This is a genomic window from Streptomyces sp. NPDC060028 (genome assembly GCF_042736725.1).
Taxonomy (GTDB): domain Bacteria; phylum Actinomycetota; class Actinomycetes; order Streptomycetales; family Streptomycetaceae; genus Streptomyces.
On the sequence record NZ_JBHWVJ010000057.1, the window covers coordinates 1 to 21,166 of the forward strand.

At 73.2% G+C, this 21,166-nt stretch carries 24 protein-coding genes; 19 read left to right on the forward strand and 5 right to left on the reverse strand.

Annotated features, from left to right (window positions below; genetic code table 11):
- Positions 1-90 precede the first annotated feature (90 nt).
- Both ACFWBF_RS25230 and ACFWBF_RS25235 read right to left on the reverse strand, forming a co-directional pair.
- Positions 91-390, reverse strand: a complete 300-nt coding sequence (locus ACFWBF_RS25230; RefSeq protein ID WP_385605850.1) for a hypothetical protein — start codon at positions 388-390, stop codon at positions 91-93.
- Positions 391-424: 34 nt separating this feature from the next.
- Positions 425-601, reverse strand: coding sequence for a hypothetical protein (locus tag ACFWBF_RS25235; protein ID WP_385605852.1), 177 nt, complete (start codon positions 599-601; stop codon positions 425-427).
- A gap of 176 nt (positions 602-777) precedes the next feature.
- Here ACFWBF_RS25235 and ACFWBF_RS25240 point away from each other — a divergent pair, with 176 nt between their 5' ends.
- From ACFWBF_RS25240 to ACFWBF_RS25250, 3 genes are all read left to right on the forward strand, one after another.
- A complete protein-coding gene (locus ACFWBF_RS25240; RefSeq protein ID WP_385605854.1) occupies positions 778-1,314 on the forward strand; it encodes a GNAT family N-acetyltransferase in 537 nt (178 codons plus the stop codon).
- A 63-nt stretch (positions 1,315-1,377) separates the two neighbouring features.
- Positions 1,378-2,430, forward strand: coding sequence for a hypothetical protein (locus ACFWBF_RS25245; protein ID WP_385605856.1), 1,053 nt, complete (start codon positions 1,378-1,380; stop codon positions 2,428-2,430).
- 10 nt (positions 2,431-2,440) lie between these two features.
- The gene (locus ACFWBF_RS25250) at positions 2,441-2,902 is read left to right on the forward strand and encodes a very short patch repair endonuclease (RefSeq protein ID WP_385605857.1); all 462 of its coding nucleotides are present in this window, start codon (positions 2,441-2,443) and stop codon (positions 2,900-2,902) included.
- Between the two features lie 45 nt (positions 2,903-2,947).
- Here ACFWBF_RS25250 and ACFWBF_RS25255 read toward each other — a convergent pair whose 3' ends face one another.
- Positions 2,948-3,940, reverse strand: coding sequence for an SEC-C domain-containing protein (locus ACFWBF_RS25255; RefSeq protein WP_385605858.1), 993 nt, complete (start codon positions 3,938-3,940; stop codon positions 2,948-2,950).
- 56 nt (positions 3,941-3,996) lie between these two features.
- On the opposite strand from ACFWBF_RS25255, the gene ACFWBF_RS25260 reads away from it, so the two are divergent.
- From ACFWBF_RS25260 to ACFWBF_RS25285, 6 genes are all read left to right on the forward strand, one after another.
- Positions 3,997-4,803 carry a class E sortase gene (locus ACFWBF_RS25260; protein WP_385605859.1) on the forward strand — a complete coding sequence of 269 codons (807 nt, stop codon included), beginning with the start codon at positions 3,997-3,999 and terminating at the stop codon, positions 4,801-4,803.
- A gap of 54 nt (positions 4,804-4,857) precedes the next feature.
- Positions 4,858-5,043 carry a DUF3311 domain-containing protein gene (locus ACFWBF_RS25265; protein ID WP_385605861.1) on the forward strand — a complete coding sequence of 62 codons (186 nt, stop codon included), beginning with the start codon at positions 4,858-4,860 and terminating at the stop codon, positions 5,041-5,043.
- Between the two features lie 38 nt (positions 5,044-5,081).
- The gene (locus ACFWBF_RS25270; protein ID WP_385605924.1) at positions 5,082-6,596 is read left to right on the forward strand and encodes a sodium:solute symporter; all 1,515 of its coding nucleotides are present in this window, start codon (positions 5,082-5,084) and stop codon (positions 6,594-6,596) included.
- A gap of 66 nt (positions 6,597-6,662) precedes the next feature.
- Complete coding sequence (locus tag ACFWBF_RS25275; protein ID WP_385605863.1) at positions 6,663-6,980, forward strand: DUF6412 domain-containing protein; 318 nt, start codon at positions 6,663-6,665, stop codon at positions 6,978-6,980.
- A gap of 113 nt (positions 6,981-7,093) precedes the next feature.
- Positions 7,094-7,837, forward strand: a complete 744-nt coding sequence (locus ACFWBF_RS25280) for a YidC/Oxa1 family membrane protein insertase (protein WP_385605864.1) — start codon at positions 7,094-7,096, stop codon at positions 7,835-7,837.
- Positions 7,838-7,958: 121 nt separating this feature from the next.
- Positions 7,959-8,816: a fumarylacetoacetate hydrolase family protein gene (locus ACFWBF_RS25285; protein WP_385605866.1), complete on the forward strand. Its 858-nt coding sequence runs from the start codon at positions 7,959-7,961 to the stop codon at positions 8,814-8,816.
- Positions 8,817-8,887: 71 nt separating this feature from the next.
- Here the strand turns inward: ACFWBF_RS25285 and ACFWBF_RS25290 are convergent, their stop codons facing one another.
- Together ACFWBF_RS25290 and ACFWBF_RS25295 are read right to left on the reverse strand one after the other, a co-directional pair.
- Entirely contained in the window at positions 8,888-10,078 is a 1,191-nt protein-coding gene (locus ACFWBF_RS25290; protein WP_385605868.1) for an ALF repeat-containing protein, read from the reverse strand.
- Between the two features lie 127 nt (positions 10,079-10,205).
- The gene (locus ACFWBF_RS25295) at positions 10,206-11,291 is read right to left on the reverse strand and encodes a Gfo/Idh/MocA family oxidoreductase (protein ID WP_385605870.1); all 1,086 of its coding nucleotides are present in this window, start codon (positions 11,289-11,291) and stop codon (positions 10,206-10,208) included.
- 55 nt (positions 11,292-11,346) lie between these two features.
- Here ACFWBF_RS25295 and ACFWBF_RS25300 point away from each other — a divergent pair, with 55 nt between their 5' ends.
- The 10 genes from ACFWBF_RS25300 to ACFWBF_RS25345 all read left to right on the forward strand — a co-directional run bounded on the left by ACFWBF_RS25300 (position 11,347) and on the right by ACFWBF_RS25345 (position 21,081).
- Positions 11,347-12,426, forward strand: a complete 1,080-nt coding sequence (locus tag ACFWBF_RS25300; protein WP_385605872.1) for an ROK family protein — start codon at positions 11,347-11,349, stop codon at positions 12,424-12,426.
- A gap of 188 nt (positions 12,427-12,614) precedes the next feature.
- Positions 12,615-13,355: a hypothetical protein gene (locus ACFWBF_RS25305; RefSeq protein WP_385605873.1), complete on the forward strand. Its 741-nt coding sequence runs from the start codon at positions 12,615-12,617 to the stop codon at positions 13,353-13,355.
- Between the two features lie 43 nt (positions 13,356-13,398).
- Complete coding sequence (locus ACFWBF_RS25310; protein WP_385605875.1) at positions 13,399-14,169, forward strand: GntR family transcriptional regulator; 771 nt, start codon at positions 13,399-13,401, stop codon at positions 14,167-14,169.
- Positions 14,170-14,338: 169 nt separating this feature from the next.
- Positions 14,339-15,460 carry a TIGR03364 family FAD-dependent oxidoreductase gene (locus ACFWBF_RS25315; protein WP_385605877.1) on the forward strand — a complete coding sequence of 374 codons (1,122 nt, stop codon included), beginning with the start codon at positions 14,339-14,341 and terminating at the stop codon, positions 15,458-15,460.
- Between the two features lie 5 nt (positions 15,461-15,465).
- The gene (locus ACFWBF_RS25320) at positions 15,466-16,173 is read left to right on the forward strand and encodes a phosphonatase-like hydrolase (RefSeq protein WP_385605879.1); all 708 of its coding nucleotides are present in this window, start codon (positions 15,466-15,468) and stop codon (positions 16,171-16,173) included.
- Positions 16,170-17,219, forward strand: a complete 1,050-nt coding sequence (locus tag ACFWBF_RS25325) for an ABC transporter ATP-binding protein (protein WP_385605881.1) — start codon at positions 16,170-16,172, stop codon at positions 17,217-17,219. Before ACFWBF_RS25320 ends, ACFWBF_RS25325 begins: the two co-directional genes overlap by 4 nt.
- Complete coding sequence (locus ACFWBF_RS25330; RefSeq protein ID WP_385605883.1) at positions 17,212-18,201, forward strand: 2-aminoethylphosphonate ABC transporter permease subunit; 990 nt, start codon at positions 17,212-17,214, stop codon at positions 18,199-18,201. Before ACFWBF_RS25325 ends, ACFWBF_RS25330 begins: the two co-directional genes overlap by 8 nt.
- Positions 18,188-18,985: an ABC transporter permease gene (locus tag ACFWBF_RS25335; protein ID WP_385605885.1), complete on the forward strand. Its 798-nt coding sequence runs from the start codon at positions 18,188-18,190 to the stop codon at positions 18,983-18,985. Before ACFWBF_RS25330 ends, ACFWBF_RS25335 begins: the two co-directional genes overlap by 14 nt.
- An 80-nt stretch (positions 18,986-19,065) precedes the next feature.
- A complete protein-coding gene (locus tag ACFWBF_RS25340; RefSeq protein WP_385605887.1) occupies positions 19,066-20,142 on the forward strand; it encodes a 2-aminoethylphosphonate ABC transporter substrate-binding protein in 1,077 nt (358 codons plus the stop codon).
- 159 nt (positions 20,143-20,301) lie between these two features.
- On the forward strand, positions 20,302-21,081 hold the full coding sequence (locus ACFWBF_RS25345) for an HAD-IIA family hydrolase (protein ID WP_385220591.1): 780 nt from the start codon (positions 20,302-20,304) through the stop codon (positions 21,079-21,081).
- Positions 21,082-21,166: the final 85 nt, after the last annotated feature.

A 21,166-nucleotide genomic window follows, 5' to 3' on the forward strand; every position in this document is an offset into this window, starting at 1 on the left:
GGCGGGGGGGGCGTTGTGGGCCGTGGCCGGGTCGGGGGGGGCCCGTCCGGCGCGGGCGGGCGGTGGCCGGCCCGGACCGGACGTGGCCGGTCAGCCGCGGTCGGCGACGGCCCAGGCGGCGGTGGCCACGACCGCGGCGGCCCCGAGGACGGCCGGCCAGGCGCCGACCTTCTTGGCCAGCGGGTGAGCGCCCGCGAACCCGGCGAGGTACAGGGCGCCGAGCCCGGCCGCGGCGGGGGCCCCGCCGCGCTTGTGCCACTCGCGGCCCGCGGCGATGCCCGCGGCGCCGAGGACGACACCACCGAGCGGGCGCTTCTTGGTCCACCGGGCGACGGCGTAGCCGCCGACCAGACCGGCGGCCGCCACTGCGGAACTGGGTACCCGAGCCATGCCAACTCCCTCGTTCTCGTTCGTTTGTCCGAGGCTAACGCGGCCGCTTGACCACCCGGCGGGCGCCCAGCCACGCCAGGACGAACACGGTCCCCCCGATCACGCTGTTCGGCACCGACTCCTGCACGGTGCGGGGCAGCAACGCCACCACACCCAGGACGAGGAGAAAGGCGAGCGCGCACCGGCCGGCCGCCCGAAGCAGTCTGTCCACGGGCTACTCAACGCCCCGTCGGGTTTCCCGACACGGAGGGCGGGGAGGGGATTTGTCGCACACTCGCCGGATCCGCGCGGTGTGAGCCCCTGGAACCCGACTGGCATAAATTCACTCTCCCCACCCAAACGGGCAAACCACCCCCATCGCACATCGACATCAGGAGCTCGGACATCGTGATCTGCTACGGACAGGCCGTCCTCGACCTCGCGGACGAACTGGTCGACGCCTACGCCGACGTCTTCTCCGCCCCGCCGTGGAACGAGGACGAAGAAACCATTCGCCAGTTCGCGACCCGCCTCCAGGCCGACGCCCGGCGCCGGGGATTCCGTACGGCCCTGGCCCAGTCCGCGACGGGCATCGACGGCTTCGCCACGGGCTGGATCACCCCGGCGGCCTTCCCCAAGAACCGCGCGTACGGCCAGGTCGCGGCGCAGCTCGGGCCGGCCCGGGTCAAGGAGCTCCTGACGGGTGCGCTGGAGATAGACGAGCTCGCCGTACGCCCCTACGCGCGCGGCCACGGCACCGGCCGGGCCCTGCTCACCGAGATCACCGCCGACGCCCCGGACCAGCGCGCCTGGCTCCTGACCTCCCGCTTGGCGGCGGACACGGTGGCCACCTACCGCCGCCTGGGCTGGCACGAGGTCCCGGCCCTCCCGGGCACGCAGACGGGCGTGGTCGTCTACCTCTCCCCCCACCACCCGAACCGCTGAGCGGCCCCGAGACCGCTCAGGGCGGGGGCGTGTCCCGCCGATCACGCCGGGCATAACCCGCGCATGATCACGACGCACACGGCCCATGCGCCGACGCAGACGAAGACGCACACGACAACACAGCCGGCCACCGAGACGGCCCGCATCGCGCGTCGCCAGCTCAACCTGGCGACGCGCCACCAACTCGCCACGGCAGCCGGCGTCCCGGGCGGCACCATCACCTCCCGTACCCGCCCGGGCGGCCCCTGGCAGCGCTTACTGCCGCGCGTCTACCTCCTCCAGACCGGCCCCCCGGACCACCGCCAGCGCGCCCTCGCCGCCGTCCTGTACGCCGCCGAGCCCGCCGCGGACCCCCTGTCCGGCGACACGGCCGCGCTCACCGGCGGCGCCGCCCTGGCCCTCCTCGGCATCCGCGACGCCCCGTACCTCCCCGCGGACGTCCTGATCCGCGCCCCGCGCCGGCTCGCCCGCACCGCGGAGGTGGCCCCGCTGCCGACCTCCCGCTGGCCGCGCACGATCGCGGTGTCCGGCATCCCGAGCACCCGCCCGGTCCGCGCGGCGGCCGATTACGCGGCCCGCGCGCAGGACCCGGACCGCATCCGCTCGACGCTGGCCCACGTGGTCCAGGCGGGCTGGTGCCACCCGCAGGACCTGCACGCCGAACTTCGCGCGGCCCGCCTCCTCACCCGCCCCGCGATCCGCGCCGCCGCGGCGGAACTGCTGGCCGGGGTCCGCTCGGTCGCCGAGGCCCGGGCCCGCGACACCCTGACGGCGACCGACCTGCCGACCCCGCTGTGGAACGCCCGCCTCCACACCCCGGACGGCGTCTTCCTGGCCAGCCCGGACGCCTACTGGCCCGACGAGGGCGTGGCCCTGGAGATCGACTCGGCGGAGTACCACTACACCCGCGACGCCTGGCACGCCACCCTCCGCCGCCGCCTGCGCCTGGAGTCCCATGGCATCCTGGTGGTCAGCGCGACCCCGTCGATGGTCCGCGACACCCCGGAGGAAGTCCTCGCGGCCCTCCGCACCCTCCTCACCCTGGCCACCACCCGCCCCACCCCACCCACGCCCCGCGCCCGCGGCCACGTACAACTGGAGCTCCCGGTGCCGTGACAATGGCGGTGTGGAAGCCCTTGAGAGCACTCCGGACGTACGGGCCCGCATGAGCCGGCAGAAGCGCAAGGACACCCGGATCGAAGTGGCCCTGCGGCGGGCGCTGCACGCCGCGGGCCTGCGGTACCGCGTACACCGGCGCCCGATCAAGGGGGTGCGTCGGGAGGCCGACATCGTCTTCGGCCCGGCGCGCGTCGCGGTGTTCGTGGACGGCTGCTTCTGGCACGGGTGCCCCGAGCACGCGACGTGGCCGCAACGCAATGCGGAGTTCTGGCGCGGCAAGATCGAGGGGAACCGGGCCCGCGACCGCGACACCGACGCCAGACTCGCCGAGTCCGGGTGGCTGGCGGTCCGGGTGTGGGAACACGAGTCGCCGCAGGAAGCGGCCGTACGTGTCGCCGAGGCGGTGCGGGAGCGACGGGACGCGCGCGCGTCCGCCGCTGCCGTCTCCCGTGAGCGCGCGGGTGATTGACGCTCGACGCGCGTCCCACCCGGTCGACCCGAGGGGCCCGAAGGCTCAGCCGTGGCACTTCGCGTACGGCTTGCCCGAGGTGCACCAGCAGGGGGAGGCGGGGGTGGGGGGCCAGGGGGCGGCTTTGCCGCGGGCCGCGAGGGTCGTGGCGTACTCCGCGAGCAGGGACGGGGAGGCCGGGGAGGTCTTCTCCGAGGCGGCGAAGGCTTCGTACGAGGGGACGCTCGCGGTGACGATGCCGAGGTTCGTCGTGCCCGAGGCGGCCAGGGCGCGCAAGGAGGACTCGATGTGCGCGAGGTGGCTCTCGTGCGAGGGGTACTCCACGGCGAGGGTGGGGTAGCTGGTCAGCAGCTCCGCCAGTTCGCGCTGCGGCCAGTGCAGGATCGCGACCGGGAAGGGCCGGGACAGGGCGGCGCGGCGGTCGCCCAGTTCGGCGCGCAGGCGGGCGATCTCGGCGCGGAGCTCGGCCGGGTCGTCGGAGCCCAGGGCCCAGATGCGCTTGGGGTCGTGCAGCTCGTCCAGCGGGATCGGGCCGATGTGACGGGTGTCGGCGACCATGTCCCACTCGTCGTGCGGGAGTCCGAGCAGGCGCCGGACCCGGTGGCGGCCCGTGAGCAGCGCGGTGGTCGCCTGGGTGAGGGGGGAGTTGTCGGGGATGAGGAGGGTCGCCGCCTCCGTGAAGCAGTCGTGCGAGGCCTCCAACTCGTCGTGGGCCTCGAGGGCTTCGGCGATCACCTCCCAGGGGGCCGGGTCCGCGGGGGCCGCGGCGCGGATGCCCTGGATGAGGGCGCGGGCCTCGGCCTCGTGGCCGTACTCCCAGAGGTTCGCCGCCTGGAGGGCCTTGATCAGCTGGGGGTCGTCGGGCGAAGCGGCGAGGAGTTGGTCGTACAGCGCGCTGGCGCGGTCCCGGGCGTCGGCCAGCTCGAGGTGGGCCGCGGCCTGGAGGAGCAGCGGCTCCTGGTCCTCGGGGTAGCGGGTCGCCGTGCGGATGAGGCGCTCGGCTTCGGCGATGTGCTCGGAAGGCGTGTCGGGGCGCATGGTTCACACCGTACTGCCGCTGGTCAGTTGACGGGGGAGGACTTAAGGTGCGGGCCGTGCGAGATCACATTCCGGTGGTGGTGCAGGGCCGGCGGCGCCGCGCGGGCCGGGCCGGTGCCGCGGGGGTGCTGTGGGGGGCCGCCGAGCTGGCCGTCACCGTCGGCGTGGTGGTGTTGTTGCTGGTGGTGCACCAGGTGTGGTGGACCAACCGGCAGGCCCTCGCGGGCGCGCACGAGCAGGTCCGGGAACTGGAGCGGGAATGGACCGGCCTTCCGGCCGGCCCCGCCCTTCCTTCTCCCGCGACCGATCCGTCTCCCGATCCGTCTCCCGGGCCGGGCACCGTTCCGGATCCGGATGCCGGTCCGTCCCGCGCCCCGTCCGCTTCCGGCGAAGGTGCGCCCTCCTCCGCCCGCAAGTCTCCGCAGGAGTCGGCGTACGGAGTGCTGCGCATCCCGCGCCTCGGCGTCGTCGTGCCGATCGCCCAGGGGGTCGACAAGCGGGCCGTGCTGGACAAGGGGTACGCCGGGCACTACACCGGGAGCGCGCAGCCCGGGGCGGAGGGGAACTTCGCGCTCGCCGGGCACCGCAACACCCACGGGGAGCCGTTCCGCTACATCAACCGGCTGCGCGCCGGGGACGAGCTGATCGTCGACGTCCGGGGCAAGCGGTACACGTACGTCGTCGGCAGGACGCTGCCCGAGACGACCGAGCGGGACACCGGGGTCATCGCGCCCGTGCCGCGCAGCGTGGTCAAGCCGGAGTACGGCTACAGCGAGCCCGGCGCGTACATCACGCTGACCACCTGTACGCCGGAGTACACCTCCACGTACCGGCTGGTGGTCTGGGGAGTACTCAAGTCCTGAGCCGGGCCCGGCCGCCCGTGCACCCTCTAGGGTGGGGCGGTGCGTCGGAAACGGGTGAAACGTCCTCAGTTGCTGTGGCTGGCCGTGCCGTTCGTGCTGTTCGGCGGGGCGCTGCCGTTCGTGAACCGGGTGGAGCCGCTGGTCTTCGGGCGAGTGCCGTTCCTGCTCGCGTGGTGCGTCGGGGCGACCCTGGTGACCCCGCTCGCGGTCTGGCAGGCCTGGCGCGGTGACCACCGGTGAGCGCGGCGGCGGTGGCGACCTCCGTCTTCGCCGTGTTCATGGTGGTGACCGTCGTGCTCGGGCTCCTCGCGGTGCGCGGCGGCGGCCGGAACGGTGGAGGGGGCGGGCTCGCCGAGTGGTCGGTGGGCGGGCGGTCGCTGGGGACCGTGTTCATCTGGGTCCTGATGGCGGGGGAGGGTTACACCAGCTTCAGCTACCTCGGCGCCGCCGGCTGGGGGTACAACTACGGCGTCCCGGTCATGTACGTGGTCGCGTACATGTCCTGCGGATACGCCCTCGGATACGTCGTCGGGCCGATGCTGTGGGACTACGCGCGGCGCCACGGGCTCGTCGGGATCACCGACATGGTCGCCCACCGCTACCGGCGGCCCTGGCTGGGCGCGGCCGTCGCGGTGGTGGCCACCGTCTTCCTGCTGCCCTACATCCAACTCCAGATCACCGGGATGGGCGTCGTCGTCTCCACGGTGACGTACGGCGCCGTGCCGCTGGAGTGGGCCTACTTCGTCGCCTTCGCCGTGACCACCGGCTTCGTCGTGGTCAGCGGGCTGCGCGGCAGCGCGTGGGTGTCGGTGCTCAAGGACGTGCTGGTCATCGGCACGCTGGGGTTCCTGGCGGTCTACGTGCCGATCCACTACTTCGGCGGGTACGGGGAGCTCTTCGACCGGCTCGTGGAGCAGCGGCCGCAGTGGCTGACGCTGCCCGGCCACGGGAGCCACGGGGCGGACGCCCGGGGGACGGGCGGGCGCGGGGAGCTGGGGGTGGCGTGGTTCGCGTCCACTACCGTGCTCAACGCGCTGACCGTCGTCATCTTCCCGACCACCGTGGCGGGGTACCTCGGCGCGCGCGACGCCGACGCGCTGCGCCGCAACGCGATCCTGCTGCCCGCCTACAACGTGCTGCTGTTCGTGCCGATGCTGCTGGGCATGGCCGCGCTGTTCGTGGTACCGGGGCTGGCGGGCGCGGACTCCAACCTCGCGCTGTTCAAGCTGATCGTGGACCTGCTGCCGGCGTGGGCGGTCGGGCTGGTCGGGGTGGCGGCGGCGCTGTCGTCGATCGTGCCGATGGCGGTGTTCATGCTGGTGATCGGGACGATGTGGGGGCGCAGTGTGCTCTCGCTCGTGCCCCGCTGGAGTTCGGGCGAGCGGCAGAAGCTCGCCTCGCAGGTGGTCGTGGTGCTCGTCGGGTCGGTGGCGCTGGTCATGACGTACGTCGCCCCCAACACGCTCGTGCGGTTGTCGCTCGTGTCGTACGAGGGGATGGCGCAGCTGGTGCCGATGCTGCTGCTGGGGCTGGTGTGGCGGCGGCTGACGACGGCGGGGGCGCTGAGCGGGCTGGTCGCGGGGGTCGGGCTGGTCAGCGGGCTGGTCTTCACGGGGAACGACCCGGCATGGGGCGTGAACGCGGGCATGGTCGCACTCGTCGTGAACCTCGCGCTGGCGCTGGCGGTGACCTGGCTCGGGCCGCGCGAGACGGGGGACGGGCGGCCGGACGAGGAGGTGCTGGCCCGCGATCCGCTGCCGGGGGCTGTGCCGGTTGTCAGTGGGCCCGGTTAGTATCGGCAGCGAGTGCTGGTTCTCGTACGGGAGTTCGTGCGCGGGAGTGGGAAGGGGGCGGTTCGCATGGCTCGGCACAGCAGCGCGCGCTCGCTGTCGTTCCTGTCCCTGTGCCTGCTCCTGGTCGGCGGATTCCTCGGGCTCTACCTCGGGGAGGGCGGGCTGGTCGGACTGGGCGCCGTCGTGGTCGCCCTCGCGGCCACCGTCGCCGTGGGCGCCGCCGCGCTGGCCGCGCGCCTCGTGCGGCCCGTGCCGCCGCACCGAATACGCACCGCGATCCGTGATCGCGAGCGGCGCACGGCGTTCCTGCCGCAGCGCGACCCCGATGCCTCCGGCCGGTCGAGGCCCAGGGCTCCGGGCCGTCTCGTCCTGACGGCCGCGTAGGGGCGCGCAGTACCTCTCGCCATCTGCTGACTGATCACTGTTGTCGCCCCTCGCGGGTCGTCACGCCGAAATGCACCTTTTCGACGTTCGACGAGACCCTTCGGAGGGCCCACGTGTCCGTTTTCACTCATCTTGTCGCCGAGCTGGGCCGGCTCCTGGAGCCGGCGCTGGCCGGGTCCGCGACCGCTGCCGCGATCGTGCTGTTCACCGTGCTCGTACGGCTCGCCCTGCACCCGCTGAGCCGTGCCGCCTTTCGCGGGGCGACTCCGGCGGCGGGCTGCCTGCCCGTACTGCTCCAGCTGCCGGTGTTCTTCGTGATGTACCGCGCGTTCTCCTCCGACCGGATCGGCGGGGCCGCCAATGAGCTGCTGGGCCACCGGCTGTTCGCCGCGCCCCTGGGGGCCCGGTGGACGCAGGCCCTCGGGGAGGGCGGTCTGTTCGGGGCGCAAGGGCTGGTGTTCCTCGGGCTGTTCGCCGCCATCGCGGTGGTGGCGGCGTGGAGCGCGGTGCGGGGGCGCCGGGCGGCGGCCCTGACGGCCGCCGCGGCGGCGACCGCCGCCGCGAAGGGCGCGGGCGCGGGGAAGGGTGCGCGTGCGGGGAAGGCTCGCGCCGGTGCCGGTTCCGTCCCCGCCGTGACCGCCGAGCAGCAGGAGCTCGTGCGCAAGCTGGGCGGCGTACTGCCCCTGCTCTCGTTCGGGACGCTGATCACCGCTGCCGTCGTGCCGCTGGCCGCCGGGCTGTACCTGGTGACGACCACCGCCTGGTCGGTGGCGGAGCGCGCGTGGCTCCAGCACCGCAAGGACCGTACCGAGCGCGCGACGGCGGAGATCACCGGAGCAGAGCGTTCCAGCTTGTGAACAGGGTCTTGCGGATTGGCCGGACTTCTTGGAGGATCGACCAATCCTCCGATGGCCGCAACCCATCGGCCGGCCCGGGCATGCCCATGGGCCGACCACCCACGACCACGGGAGAATGCCCATGAAGCTGCTGCGTGTCGGACCGGTCGGGTCGGAGCGCCCCGCGCTGCTCGACCAGGACGGGACCCTGCGGGACCTGTCCGGCCTGATCACGGATGTGGACGGCGCTCTCCTGGCCGACGACTCCGTACTGTCCCGGGTACGGGACGCGGCGGCATCGGGCGAGCTCGCGGCCCTCGACGCCGAGGGGCTGCGCATCGGCGCGCCCGTCGGCCGCATCGGCAAGGTCGTGGGCATCGGCCTGAACTACTTCGGGCACGCGGCCGAGGTCGGCGCCGAGCCGCCGGCCGAGCCGATCCTGTTCCTCAAGGCCGCGGACACCGTGGTCGGCCCCGACGACACCGTGCTCATCCCGCGCGGCAGCGTGAAGACCGACTGGGAGGCCGAGCTCGGCGTCGTCATCGGCAGCACGGCCCGCTACCTGGCCTCCGCCGCGGAGGGCCTCGCGCACGTCGGCGGGTACGTACTCGTCAACGACGTCTCGGAGCGCGAGTTCCAGATCGAGCGCGGTGGCACCTGGGACAAGGGGAAGAACTGCGAGACCTTCACCCCGCTCGGCCCCTGGCTGGTCACCGCCGACGAGATCCCGGACCCGCAGGCCCTGGACGTGAAGCTGTGGGTCAACGGCGAGCTCAAGCAGGACGGCAACACCGCGGACCAGATCTTCCCGGTCGGCGAGGTCGTGCGGTACCTGAGCCAGTTCATGACGCTGTACCCGGGCGACGTCATCGTCACCGGCACCCCGGCCGGTGTGGCCATGGGGCAGCCGGAGCCGAAGCCGTACCTGCGCGCCGGTGACGTCGTGGAGCTGGAGATCGACCACCTCGGCCGCCAGCGCCAGGAGTTCAAGGGCGCGTAGCACGAGCACGACGGAAGGGGCGGTACCGCATCGGCGGTACCACCCCTTCCGTCGTCTTCCGTGCTTCCGCGTCAGCCCTGGGCCGAGGTGCGGCGACGGCGGCCCGCGACCAGCAGACCCGCGCCCGCGGCGAGCGCGGCGGCGCTGCCGCCCACGATCCAGGCGTTCTCGTCGCCGGCGCCGGTCTTGGCGAGCGAGCCCGAGCCGCCCGCCGGGGCCACGTTGGTGTTGCCACCGGTGCCGGTGCCCGTACCCGTACCCGTGCCGGTGGTGACGACGGCCGGCTTGGTGGCGCCCTTGTCGCCACCCGCGTTGCCCGTGTTGCCCGCGTCCGGCTTGCCGGTCTGGCCCTCGGCGGCCTTGTCCTTGGCGCGCGCCTCGTGCTGCCCGGTCTTCAGGAACGCGGCGCGGTCCTCGGGCGTGCCCTCGAGGGCGGCGACGGCGGCCTTCTTCAGCTCCGGACCCGGGTTCGTGCTCAGGATCGAGAAGATGAGCACCCGGTTGTCCGTGTCGCGCAGCTTGTGCTGCGTGGTCGTCACGAACTCGCGCAGCTGGGCGGGGCTCGGGTTGCCTTCGAGGAGCTCGATGATGCCCTTCTTCAGGCCCGGCCCGGCGCCGTTCAGCATCCGCAGCACCGCGACCCGGTCGTCCTCGGCCCGGACCTTGTGCTGCCCGGTCGCCACGAACTCGCGGACCTGCTCGCGCGTTCCGTTGCTCAGCAGGCGGTTGACCGCCTCGGTGATGCCCTTGCCGGCCCCGTTCAGCATCCGCGCCAGCTCGACCCGGTCGTCCTCGAAGCGGGCCACGTGCTGCCCGTTCCTGAGGAACTCGCCGATCGAGGCGGGGGTGTCGGTGCGCAGGGCGGCGATACCCGCCTTGCGCACCGCCGGGCCGCCGATGCTGATGATCCGGGCGGTCCGCACCCGGTCGTCCTGGAACTGCTGGTCGGCCCACTCGACCTCGAGGAAGTGCCGCATGTCCGCGGCCGTCCCCTTGAGGGCCTTCTCGGCCGCCTCGCGCACGCCCGGCCCGCTCTCCGGGTCCTTCAGGATCGCCTCGATCGCGGCCCGGTCCTTCGCGGCCTGCGGGTCCTCGGCCGGCTTCTCCACGGGCTTCTCGCCCCCGGGGTGCTGGTCGGGGACGCTCGCACCCGAGGACGTCACCGCAGTCGCGGAGTCGGCCGCGAAGGCCGGGGAGGAGAGCAGGACGGCCGGGGCCATCGCCGCTGCGGCGACGACGGTTGCGATCCGGGGAAGCTTCAAAGCGGAATTCCATTCTTCACATGTGTGATGATCGACAGCCTGTGCAGAATAGATCGTTTCCTGATGCCCGCGAGCCGATTTCCGTGCAAGTGTCCGTGCAACGTGGCTCACACACGGGGCGGCCGGCTCAGAGCTCGACGGCCACCCCGTCCCGGGACGAGGTGCGCGCCGCCTCCAGCACGGCCAGGCACTGCGCCGCCTCGTGCGCGGTGACCGGATTCGGGCCGCCCTCGCGCAGCGCGGCCGCCACCGCCGCGTAGTACGCCGGGTAGTCGCCGTGCTCGGTCGGAACCGACGCCCCGCCGCCGGTCAGCGGGGACTCGCCGGAGCCCAGCCGGCCCCACAGGTGCGGGGGTTCCTCGCCCCACAGCACGTCCCCGCCCGGTCGCAGCCCCTCCCGCAGGGCGGCCTCCTGCGGGTCGAGGCCGTACTTCACGTATCCGGCCCGCGAGCCCAGGACGCGGAAGCGCGGACCCAGTTGGGCGGTGGTCGCGCTGACGTACAGGTGCGAGCGCACCCCGCTCGCGTGGGTGAGGGCGATGAAGGTGTCGTCGTCGGCCTCGGCGCCCGGGCGGCGCACGTCGGTCTCCGCGTAGACCCGTACCGCAGGACCGAAGAGCACCAGCGCCTGGTCCACGACATGGCTGCCGAGGTCGTACAGCAGGCCGCCGATCTCCTCCGGGGCGCCGGACTCGCGCCAGCCGCCCTTGAGTTGCGGTCGCCAACGCTCGTAGCGGGACTCGAAGCGCTGGATCTCGCCCAGTTCGCCGTCGGCGAGGAGGCGGCGCAGCGTGAGGAAGTCGTTGTCCCAGCGGCGGTTCTGGAAGACCGAGAGGAAGGTGCCGGTCCGGTCGGCGAGGTCGGCCAGCTCGCGGGCCTCGGCAGCGGTCGCGGCCAGCGGCTTGTCGACGACGACCGGGACACCGGCGGTGAGGGCGGCCGTGGCGAGCGGGACGTGGGTCTTGTTGGGGGAGGCGATGACGACGAGGTCGAGGGCGGGGGTGCGCTCCCAGAGCTCGGCCGCGGAGCCGGCGATCCGGGCGCCCGGGCAGGCTGCGCGGACCTGGCTCTGGCGCTCCGGGTCGGAGGTGACGACGGTGTCGAGGACCAGGCCCTCGGTGGCGGTCACGAGGGGGGCGTGGAAAACGGAACCGGCGAGTCCGTAGCCGATCAGTCCGACGCGGAGGGAGCCGGTGGGGGCGGTGTCGTTCATGGCCATACTTTGGCAACAGTGTTGCTGAAGTGCAAGGAGGGTGGACAATGGGCGGGTGAACAGGGGCGATGAGGACGGTCCGCGCGGCGGGCGCGGCGGGGTGAATCTGCCGGCGCTGCGCGGGCACAACGACGCGCTGGTGCTGGACCTGCTGCGCGGCGCGGGCCCGTCGGGGCTGGGGCGCGGCGGGCTCGCCGACCGTACGGGGCTCACCCCGCAGGCGGTCAGCAAGATCACGGCGCGGCTGCGGGCCGAGGGGCTGGTGGCGGAGGCCGGCCGCGAGCCGTCCACGGGCGGCAAGCCGCGGACCCTGCTGCGGCTGGTGCCGGGGGCGCGGCACGCGGTCGGGGTGCAGCTGGACCGCGACGAGCTGGCGGCGGTACGGGTGGACCTGGCGGGCCGCGTCCTGGAGCGGTGGGACGCGCCGCTGGACTTCGGGGCCGGTCCGGACGCGGTCGTGGAGGCGGTCGTACGGGCGGTCCGGCGGGTGGCGGACCCGGCCGGCCCCCCGCTCGGGGTGGGGGTGGCCGCGCCGGGGCCGCTGGACTGGCGGGCCGGGGTGCTGGGGCGGGTGACGGGATACCCGCAGTGGGAGGGGTACCCGCTGCGGGAGGTGCTGGCGGGGCGGCTGGGGGCTCCGGTGCGGCTGGACAAGGACACGAACGCGGGGGCCGCGGGCGCCGGCTTCGGCGACGGCTCCTCGGTGTACGTGCACGTCGGCACCGGGCTGGGGGCGGGCCTGCGGCTGGGCGGCGAGGTGTACCGCGGCGCGCGTTCGGCCGCGGGGGAGTTCGGCCACCAGGTGCTGTCGCTGGACGGGCCGCCGTGCCGGTGCGGGGCGCGGGGCTGCGCGGAGGTGCTCTGCCTGGCGGCGGTGGCCCGCGGGGACTCGGCGGGGGCGGCGCGGATCGTGGGCGAGGCCGCGGCGAACCTGGTCGCTCTGCTCGACGTGGACCGGGTGCTGCTGGGCGGGCGCGTGGTGGCGGCCGCCCCGGAAGCCTTCGTGTCCGGAGTCCGCGCGGTACTGGCCTCCCGCTCCCTGACCCCGGCCCCGCCGGAGGTCTCGCTGTCCCCGACCAGCGTCGCGCAGGGCGCCGCGGAACTGGCCCTGTCCCCCTTCTTCGGCCGCGCCTGAACCCGGCCGCTCCCGCCCGCCCCCACACCCGCCTGGGCCCGGGCGCGCCGCCGAATGGGCGGAAACCTGGACAGGTCGGGCGTGGTGGGGGTGAGGGGTTGCGGAGGCGTGGGAGGGTGCGGGCAGGGCCGGGGTGATTGTCGCCTGGTCCGACCATCGTCCTGTCCGGCGAGTAGCGAAGGTCTTCCATGCGACTGCGCAAAGCCCTTGCCCTCGCCGCCGTCCTGGTCGCCGCCGCCGCATCCGCCGCGGCCGCGGACATCGGCACCGGCGGCGGGGCCCGCCCCGCGCCGGCGCTGCCCTCCCGCGTACAGGCCACCTGTGGGGACGCGAAGGCCCCGCAGTTTCCCATCGGCGCCCGCATCCGCGGCGGCCCCGCCGTGTACCGCACGGGCGGGGACCCGCAGAGCTGGTACCTCGACCTCACCAACACCACCGCCGGCGAATGCAGCGCCATCCACCCCGTCGTGGTGTTCACGGACAAGGCCCGCGCGCTGCGGCCCGCGCACTTGCGGATGGAGTTCGACACCCAGGGCGGCACCTTCCCCGTCAGCCTGGAGCGCACCGACCGCGACGAGATCATCGCCGTGTTCGACGGGGGTGACGCCTTCTCCGGATTCACCGTCGGCGCCGGCGGTTCCCTGACCGTCAAGGTCCGCCTCGCCTTCGCCGCCGACGCCCCGCACGGCGAGGCCGTCGCCGACGCGGCCCTCGTCCAGCGCAAGGGCGACGACGGCGACTGGGTCGGCGAAACCGGCGGCTACCACTTCACCGTGGAAGGGCAAGAGGACGCCGACGAGGCGGGCTCGCTCGCGCACACCGGCCCCCGCGAGACGGCCTACGCCCTCGGAGCGGTGGCCGCGCTGGCAGCCGGCGGCGGACTGCTGCTCGGCGCCCGCCGCCTGCGCACCCCGCCCCGCGCCCGCTGATCCGTACACCTGCCCGTACACCTCGCCCACGTACAGTCCGAGGGTGGAAGAACAGACCCGGTACCTGCCCCACCGGCCCGGCCAACCCGTGCGTTCCGGCATCCCGGAGCACGGCCGCATCCCCAAGTACTACGCCGTCAAGGCCCGTATCGCCGGGCTCCTCGACGAGCTCGGCGAGGGCGGCCCGCTGCCCACCGAGCGCGATCTCGCCGAGCGGTACGAGGTCTCGCGCGAGACCGTGCGCCAGGCCCTGCGCGAACTGCTGCTGGAGGGCCGGCTCCGCCGCTCCGGCCGCGGCACCGTCGTCGCCGGCCCGAAGCTGGAGCAGCCGCTCTCCCTCGCCAGCTACACCGAGGGCGTACGCCGCCAGGGCCGCCGGCCCGGCCGCAATCTCATCGGCCTGGAGCGTTTCCCCTGTCCGCCGGACCTGGCCGCCGGCATCGGCGCGGAACCGGGCGAGCCCGTCTGGCACTTGGAGCGCGTCCTGCTCGCCGACGATGAGCGCGTCGGCCTGGAGAGCACCTACATCCGCCTCGCCCGCGCCCCCCGCCTCGACGCCGATTTCCAGCCGGACTCCTCCTTCTACGGATACCTCCGCGACAGCCTCGGGATCTCCTTCGGCGACGCCGACGAGAAGCTGGAGACCGTGCTCGCGACCCCCCGCGAGGCGCTGCTGATCGGCACCCCGCCCGCGCTGCCGATGCTGCTCATCCACCGCTTCTCGCGGGACCAGGACGGCCGGCCGCTGGAGCGGGTGCGTTCGCTCTACCGTGGCGACCGGTTCAGCTTCACGACCCGGCTGCGGCCCGAATAGCCCCTGGCCGGCCTGCCCGTAAGGGAAGGAAAGGGACGTAAGGAAAGACGCAAGGGGTGCATTGACGTCACGAGACGGTAACGGGTCTGGTCCAAGCGTCGAGGGTTGTTCACCGGCCCGTTGCCGCGCCGATCCTCCCGGTCCACGGGCCGCGGCCACCGTGAACGACGTGAGAGTCATAGTCGTCGGAGGCGGCGTGGTCGGCACCATGCACGCCTGGCAAGCAGTCGAACGCGGCCACGAGGTCGTCCAGATCGAGCGAGAGGCCGAGGCCCGCGGCGCGTCCCTGCGCAATTTCGGCCAGATCTGGGTCAGCGGACGAGCCGGGGGCGAGGAACTCGACACCGCCCTGCGGGCCCGCGAGCTCTGGGAGCGCATCGGCGCGGAGGTGCCCGGCCTGGGCTTCCGTGCGATCGGCTCCCTCACCCCCGTCCGCAACTCCCGCGAGCACGCGGTCGCCGAGGCGGCCGTCGCCCGCCCCGACGCCGCCGCCCGCGGCTACGAACTGGTCACCGCCGCCGAGGCACGGGAGATCAACCCCGCCCTGCGCGGGGCCTTCGAAGCAGCCCTGTGGTGCGAGCGGGACGCGGCCGTCGAACCGCGCACCGCGCAGCCACACCTGCGCGAGGCCCTCAAGGCCACCGGCCGCTACACCTTCCTCCCCGGCCGCGAGGTCCGCGAGGTCGTCGGCGCGGGCGCCGTCCGCGACGACCACGGCGACGTCCACCGGGGCGACGCCGTCGTCCTCGCCACCGGCGCGTGGCTGTCCGGCCTGATCCGCGAGCTGGTCCCCGATCTGCCCGTGCGCCGGGTCCGGCTGCAGATGATGCAGACCGCCCCGCTCGGTGAGCCGCTGACCACCTCGGTCGCGGACGCCGACAGCTTCCGCTACTACCCGGCGTACCGGGGCGAGGCCCTCGACGCGCTGGCCGCCGGGCAGGCGCAGGCCCCGATCGCCGCCGCCCACAAGATGCAGCTCCTGATGATCCAGCGGCAGGGCGGCGGACTGACCATCGGAGACACCCACGAGTACGAGCACCCCTTCGCCTTCGACACCCTCGAAGACCCCTACGAGCACCTCACCGGGGTCGTCGAGTCCTTCCTGGGCCGACCGCTGCCGAAGATCACGCGGCGCTGGGCAGGCGTGTACGCGCAGTGCACCGACACCACCCGCGTCGTCCACCGCCAGCAGGTGGCCGACGGCGTCTGGCTGGTGACGGGACCCGGCGGCCGCGGCATGACCTGCTCGCCCGCCATAGCCGAGACCACCGCGAACGAACTGGGCTGGTAAGTCAGATGAGCAGCCGACACACCGACAACAAGAACCTGGTCGTCCTCGACATGGCCGGGACCACCGTCGCCGACGGCGGTCTCGTCGAGCGCGCCTTCGAGCGGGCCGCCGAAACCCTCGGCGTCGAGCCCGGCAGCGCCGACCACACCGCCAAGCTCCAGTACGTCCGCGACACCATGGGCGAGTCGAAGATCTCCGTCTTCCGCCACCTCTTCGGTACGCAGGAGCTCGCCCGGCGCGCCAACTCCGCCTTCGAGGAGGCCTACGGGGAGCTCGTCGACGACGGCCTCGTCGCCCCGCTCCCCGGCGCCCGCGAAGCCATGGACCAGCTCCGCGCCGACGGCCGCACCGTCGTCCTGACCACCGGCTTCGCCCGCGTCACCCAGGACGCCATCCTCGGCGCCCTCGGCTGGCAGGACCTGGCCGACCTCACCCTGTGCCCCGCCGACGCGGGCGGCCGCGGCCGGCCCTACCCCGACATGGTGCTGGCCGCCTTCCTGCGCACCGGCGCCGTGGCCGACGTACGCCAGACCGTGGTCGTCGGCGACACGGCGTACGACATGCTCAGCGGCAGCCGCGCCGGCGCCGGGATCGTGGCCGGCGTCCTCACCGGGGCGCACGGGCGCCCGGCCCTGCAGGAGCACGGCGCGACCCACGTCCTCGGCTCGGTCGCCGAACTCCCGGCGCTGCTGGCCCGGAGGTCCGGCGCGTGAGCGGCATCGGTTTCGACTCGGTCTCCGTCGCCTACGGCGGCAACACCGTCCTGGACCGCCTCGACCTGACCGTCGAACCGGGCGAGGTCATGGCGCTGCTCGGCCCCTCCGGTTCGGGCAAGACCACGGCGCTGCGCGCGGTCGCCGGCTTCGTCCGGCCCGCCGCGGGCCGGGTGCTGATCGGCGGCCGGGACGTCACCGCCCTGCCGCCCCACAAGCGCGGCATCGGCATGGTCGTCCAGCAGTACGCGCTCTTCCCGCACATGCGGGTCGAGGACAACGTCGCCTTCGGGCTGAGGGCGCAAAAGGCCCCGAGGTCCGGGATCCCGGGCCGGGTCGCCGAGGCCCTGGAGATGACCGGGATGGCGGCGTACGCCAGGCGCCACCCCCGCGAGCTCTCCGGCGGGCAGCAGCAGCGGGTGGCCATCGCCCGCGCGCTCGCCATCCGCCCCGGCGTGCTGCTGCTGGACGAGCCGCTCTCCGCGCTCGACGCGCAGCTGCGCTCCGGGATGCTCGCGGAACTGGCCCGGCTGCACCGCGAACTGCCCCACGTGTCGATCCTCTACGTCACCCACGACCAGGTCGAGGCGCTGACCCTGGCCGACCGGATTGCCGTCATGGACCGGGCCCGGCTGCAGGACTGCGGTACGCCGCAGGAGCTGTACCGGGCCCCGCGCACCGAGTTCACCGCCTCCTTCGTCGGCAACGCCAACCTGCTGCCGGTGACCGTGGCCGACGGCGGCGCGCTCTTCGCCGGGCGCACGCTCGAACTGGACCGGGGCCGGGCCGCCGTCGGCGCGAGCGCCACCCTGTGCGTACGGCCGCACCTGCTCGGCCTCGGCGACGGCCCCAACGCCCTGAGCGGCACCATCGCCGAGGTGCAGTGGCGCGGTTCGACGCACCGGCTGTACGTCGACGTCGGCGGCCACCGCGTCAAGGCGGACCTCCCGGAACTGCGCGACACCCCGGCCCTGGGCGACCGTGTGACCCTGCACTTCGAGCCGCGCGACGCCGTGCTGCTGGCCGCAGGGGTGTCCGATGCCTGAGGCCACGCGGCGGACCCCCGCCGCCGCGAGCCGGCCGTCCCGCGCCGAGCCCGGCGGCCCGGCCGGGGCCCCCTCCGGGGAGGCTCGGGGCTCTGCCCCGGACCCCGCGCCGCAATCGCCGACGTTGCCCGGTGGTGCACCCGCTGCCGCCCCGCAGGGGGCCCGGCTGCCCCGAGGGGTGTGGGCCCTGCCGCCCGTGGCCCTGCTCGCGGCGGTCTTCCTCTACCCCCTCGCGCTGGTGGTCCGGCAGTCCCTCACCCCCGACAACGGCGGCGGCGCCTTCGACGCGTACGCCTCCGTCTTCGCCTCGCACGGCTTCCGCGAGGCCCTCGGGACCACGGTGTGGCTGGCCGTCGGCGCCACCGCGGGCTGCCTGCTCCTCGGCTTCGCACTCGCTCTGGTCATCGCCTTCGTCCCGTTCCCCGGGGCGCGCGCGGTCGCGAGGTTCATCGACGTCTTCCTCTCCTTCCCCTCCTTCCTCATCACCCTCGCCCTCCTCTTCCTCTACGGCACCGTCGGCATGGCCAACGGCCTGTGGACCGACGTGTTCGGCGTTGCGGACGGCCCCTTCCGCTTCCTGAGCACGCCGTGGGGCGTCCTCCTCGCGGAGATCACGTACTTCACGCCCTTCGTGATGCGCCCGCTGCTCGCCGCCTTCTCCCAACTGGACACCGCCCAACTGGAGGTGGCCTCCTCACTCGGCGCGAAGCCGGGCCGGATCGTGCGGCGGGTGATCCTCCCGGAGGCACTCCCGGCCCTGGCCGCCGGCGGCAGCCTCGTCCTCGTCATGTGCCTCAACGAGTTCGGGATCGTCCTCTTCACGGGAGCCAAGGACGTCACCACGCTCCCGATGCTCATCTACGGCAAGGCGATCCTCGAATCCGACTACCCGGCAGCCTGTGTGGTCGCCGTCGTCAACATCGCGATCTCCGTCGGCCTGTTCGGCCTCTACCGGGTGGTGAGCAAGCGTGCTGGTGCATAGCAAGACCGGCCGCCGGGCCGCCTGGGCCCTCTTCGGCCTCCTTTTCCTGCCCCTCTTCGCCCTGCCCCTGCTCGTCGTGGTCGCGGCCTCCTTCGCCACCCACTGGTCCGGGGCCTTCCCCTCCGGTCCGACCACCGGGAACTACGCCGCCGCCGTCCAGGGCGAATCCCTCCAGGCGCTGACCACCTCACTGGTCACCGCCCTGGCCGCCAGCCTGCTCGCCCTCACCGTCGGCGGCTGGGCGGCGCTGGCCGCGGGCACGCTGCGGGGGCGCGGCAAGCGGGCCTTGGACGCGCTGTTCATGCTGCCGGTGGCCGTGCCGTCGGTGGTCGTCGGCCTCGCCGTGCTCGTCGCGTTCAGCAAGCCCCCGCTGCTGCTCAACGGCACCAGCTCGATCGTGATCCTGGCGCACACGATCCTCGTCACGGCGTTCGCCTACCAGTCCGTCTCGGCCGCCCTGGTGCGTCTCGACCCCGCGTACGAGCAGGCGGCGGCCTCCCTGGGCGCCCGCCCCTCGTACGTGCTGTGGCGGGTCAAACTGCCCCTCCTGCTGCCCTCCCTCACGGCGGCCGCCGGGCTCTGCTTCGCCCTGTCCATGGGCGAGTTGAGCGCCACGATGATGCTCTACCCGCCGGACTGGCTGCCCCTGCCCGTCCGCATCTTCACCGCCACCGACCGCGGTTCGCTCTTCAGCGGCTCCGCCGTCGCCGTGGTCCTGATGGCCACCACCCTGCTGGCGCTGCTGGCCGTCTCGCGCATCCGCACCAAAGCCTCGTACCGCTGAGCCTCGTGCCGCTGAAGTCTCGTGCCGCTCAGCCGCCTTCTGTATTCTCCGCTGACTCCCTTTCCCGGTAAGGAAGTTCCATGCCCAGCAAGCCCACGCTCCGTGCCGCGGCCGCCGTCACCGGCTGCCTTGCCCTCACCGTCCCCCTCACCGCCTGCGGCGGCTCCGCCTCCGCCGGCTCCCAGGGCGGCGGCGCAAAGATCGTCACCGTCTACAGCGCCGACGGCCTCAAGAGCGACAAGGGGGACGGCTGGTACGACAAGGTCTTCGCCGACTTCACCAAGAAGACCGGCGTCGAGGTCAAGTACGTCGAGGGCGGCTCCGGCGAGATGGTGCAGCGGGCGGTCCGCGAGAGGACCAACACGCAGGCCGACGTGCTGGTCACACTGCCGCCGTTCATCCAGCAGGCCGACGGCAAGGGCCTGCTGCAGGCGTACGCGCCGCAGGGCTCCGACAAGGTCAACGGCGCCGACAAGGCCGCCGACGGCAAGTGGACCTCGGTCATGAACAACTACTTCGGCTTCGTCTACAACAAGAAGGAGCTCGGCTCCGCCCCCAAGACCTGGGAGGAGCTGCTGGACGGCGACTACAAGGGCAAGCTCCAGTACTCCACTCCCGGTGTCGCGGGCGACGGCACCGCCGTGCTCATCAAGACGATGCACGACTTCGGCGGCAAGGACCCGGCGATGGAGTACCTGAAGAAGCTCCAGGCCAACAACGTCGGCCCGTCCTCCTCCACCAGCAAGCTCGCGCCCAAGACCGACAAGGGTGAGCTCCTCGTCGCCAACGGCGACGTCCAGATGAACTTCGCGCAGTCCAAGTCCATGCCGAACCTGGGCATCTGGTTCCCGGCCAAGGACGGCGCCAGACCCACGACCTTCGCCCTCCCGTACGCGGCCGGCCTGGTGGACAAGGCCCCGCACCCCGAGAACGGCAGGAAGCTCCTCGACTACCTGCTCAGCGAGGACGCCCAGAAGCTGGTCAGCGGGGTCGGCGGCGGCTTCCCGGCGCGCGGCGACGTCAAGCCCACCGATGCCAACGCCGTCGAGCTCACCAAGATCATGGCCGGGGTCGAGGTCTTCGAACCGGACTGGGCCGACATCGACAAGAACCTCACCGGCTACGTCGACGCCTGGAAGTCGGCCACCGGCAGCTGACGCAGCGCCGTCCGGACGGACCCTCGGCGCGGATGACGTCCGGCTCGGCTGATCCGTCCGGGCCGTGGACACCGACCGCGTCCGCGGCGCGGCCCGGATAGGGTGGTAGAGACCACAGGTCACAGAGGTCAGACGCCACCGAGAGCGGAGAACAGTCCAGTGGCAGAGCGCAAGCCGATCGAATCCTGGCTCACCGACATGGACGGGGTCCTCATCCACGAGGGCACCCCGATCCCCGGCGCCGATGCCTTCATCAAGCGGCTGCGCGAGTCCGGCAAACCCTTCCTGGTGCTGACCAACAACTCCATCTACACGCCGCGCGACCTCCAGGCCCGCCTCAGCCGCATGGGCCTGGACGTCCCCGTCGAGAACATCTGGACCTCGGCGCTGGCCACCGCGAAGTTCCTCGACGACCAGCGGCCGGGCGGCACGGCGTACGTCATCGGCGAGGCGGGCCTGACCACCGCCCTGCACGACATCGGCTACATCCTCACCGACCACGAGCCCGACTACGTGGTCCTGGGCGAGACCCGTACGTACAGCTTCGAGGCCATGACGAAGGCCGTCCGGCTGATCAACGGCGGCGCCCGCTTCATCTGCACCAACCCGGACGAGACCGGCCCCTCCGCCGAGGGTCCGCTGCCGGCCACCGGCGCGGTCGCCGCACTGATCACCAAGGCGACCGGCAAGAAGCCGTACTTCGCCGGCAAGCCCAACCCGCTGATGATGCGGACGGGTCTGAACGCCATCGGCGCGCACTCCGAGAGCAGCGCGATGATCGGCGACCGGATGGACACCGACGTACTGGCCGGGCTGGAGGCGGGGATGCAGACCTTCCTCGTGCTGACCGGTCTGACCTCCGCCCTGGACACCGAGAAGTTCCCCTACCGCCCGACCAAGACGGTGAACTCCATCGCTGACCTGGTCGATCTGGTTTAGGGCGTCGGCTGACTCGTACGGGCCAAGAGTGCGCCGCTCCGGATGCGGAGCGGCGCGCCGCACGTGAATCTCCTTGTTGAGGAGG

Coding starts and splice junctions, on each gene's coding strand:
- ACFWBF_RS25245 (WP_385605856.1), top strand. CDS start 1,378: ATGATCACGACGCACACGGCCCATGCGCCGACGCAGACGAAGACGCAC.
- ACFWBF_RS25230 (WP_385605850.1), bottom strand. CDS start 390: ATGGCTCGGGTACCCAGTTCCGCAGTGGCGGCCGCCGGTCTGGTCGGC.
- ACFWBF_RS25320 (WP_385605879.1), top strand. CDS start 15,466: ATGAGCAGCCGACACACCGACAACAAGAACCTGGTCGTCCTCGACATG.
- ACFWBF_RS25285 (WP_385605866.1), top strand. CDS start 7,959: ATGAAGCTGCTGCGTGTCGGACCGGTCGGGTCGGAGCGCCCCGCGCTG.
- ACFWBF_RS25295 (WP_385605870.1), bottom strand. CDS start 11,291: ATGAACGACACCGCCCCCACCGGCTCCCTCCGCGTCGGACTGATCGGC.
- ACFWBF_RS25255 (WP_385605858.1), bottom strand. CDS start 3,940: ATGCGCCCCGACACGCCTTCCGAGCACATCGCCGAAGCCGAGCGCCTC.
- ACFWBF_RS25270 (WP_385605924.1), top strand. CDS start 5,082: ATGGTGGTGACCGTCGTGCTCGGGCTCCTCGCGGTGCGCGGCGGCGGC.
- ACFWBF_RS25275 (WP_385605863.1), top strand. CDS start 6,663: ATGGCTCGGCACAGCAGCGCGCGCTCGCTGTCGTTCCTGTCCCTGTGC.
- ACFWBF_RS25340 (WP_385605887.1), top strand. CDS start 19,066: ATGCCCAGCAAGCCCACGCTCCGTGCCGCGGCCGCCGTCACCGGCTGC.
- ACFWBF_RS25305 (WP_385605873.1), top strand. CDS start 12,615: ATGCGACTGCGCAAAGCCCTTGCCCTCGCCGCCGTCCTGGTCGCCGCC.
- ACFWBF_RS25330 (WP_385605883.1), top strand. CDS start 17,212: ATGCCTGAGGCCACGCGGCGGACCCCCGCCGCCGCGAGCCGGCCGTCC.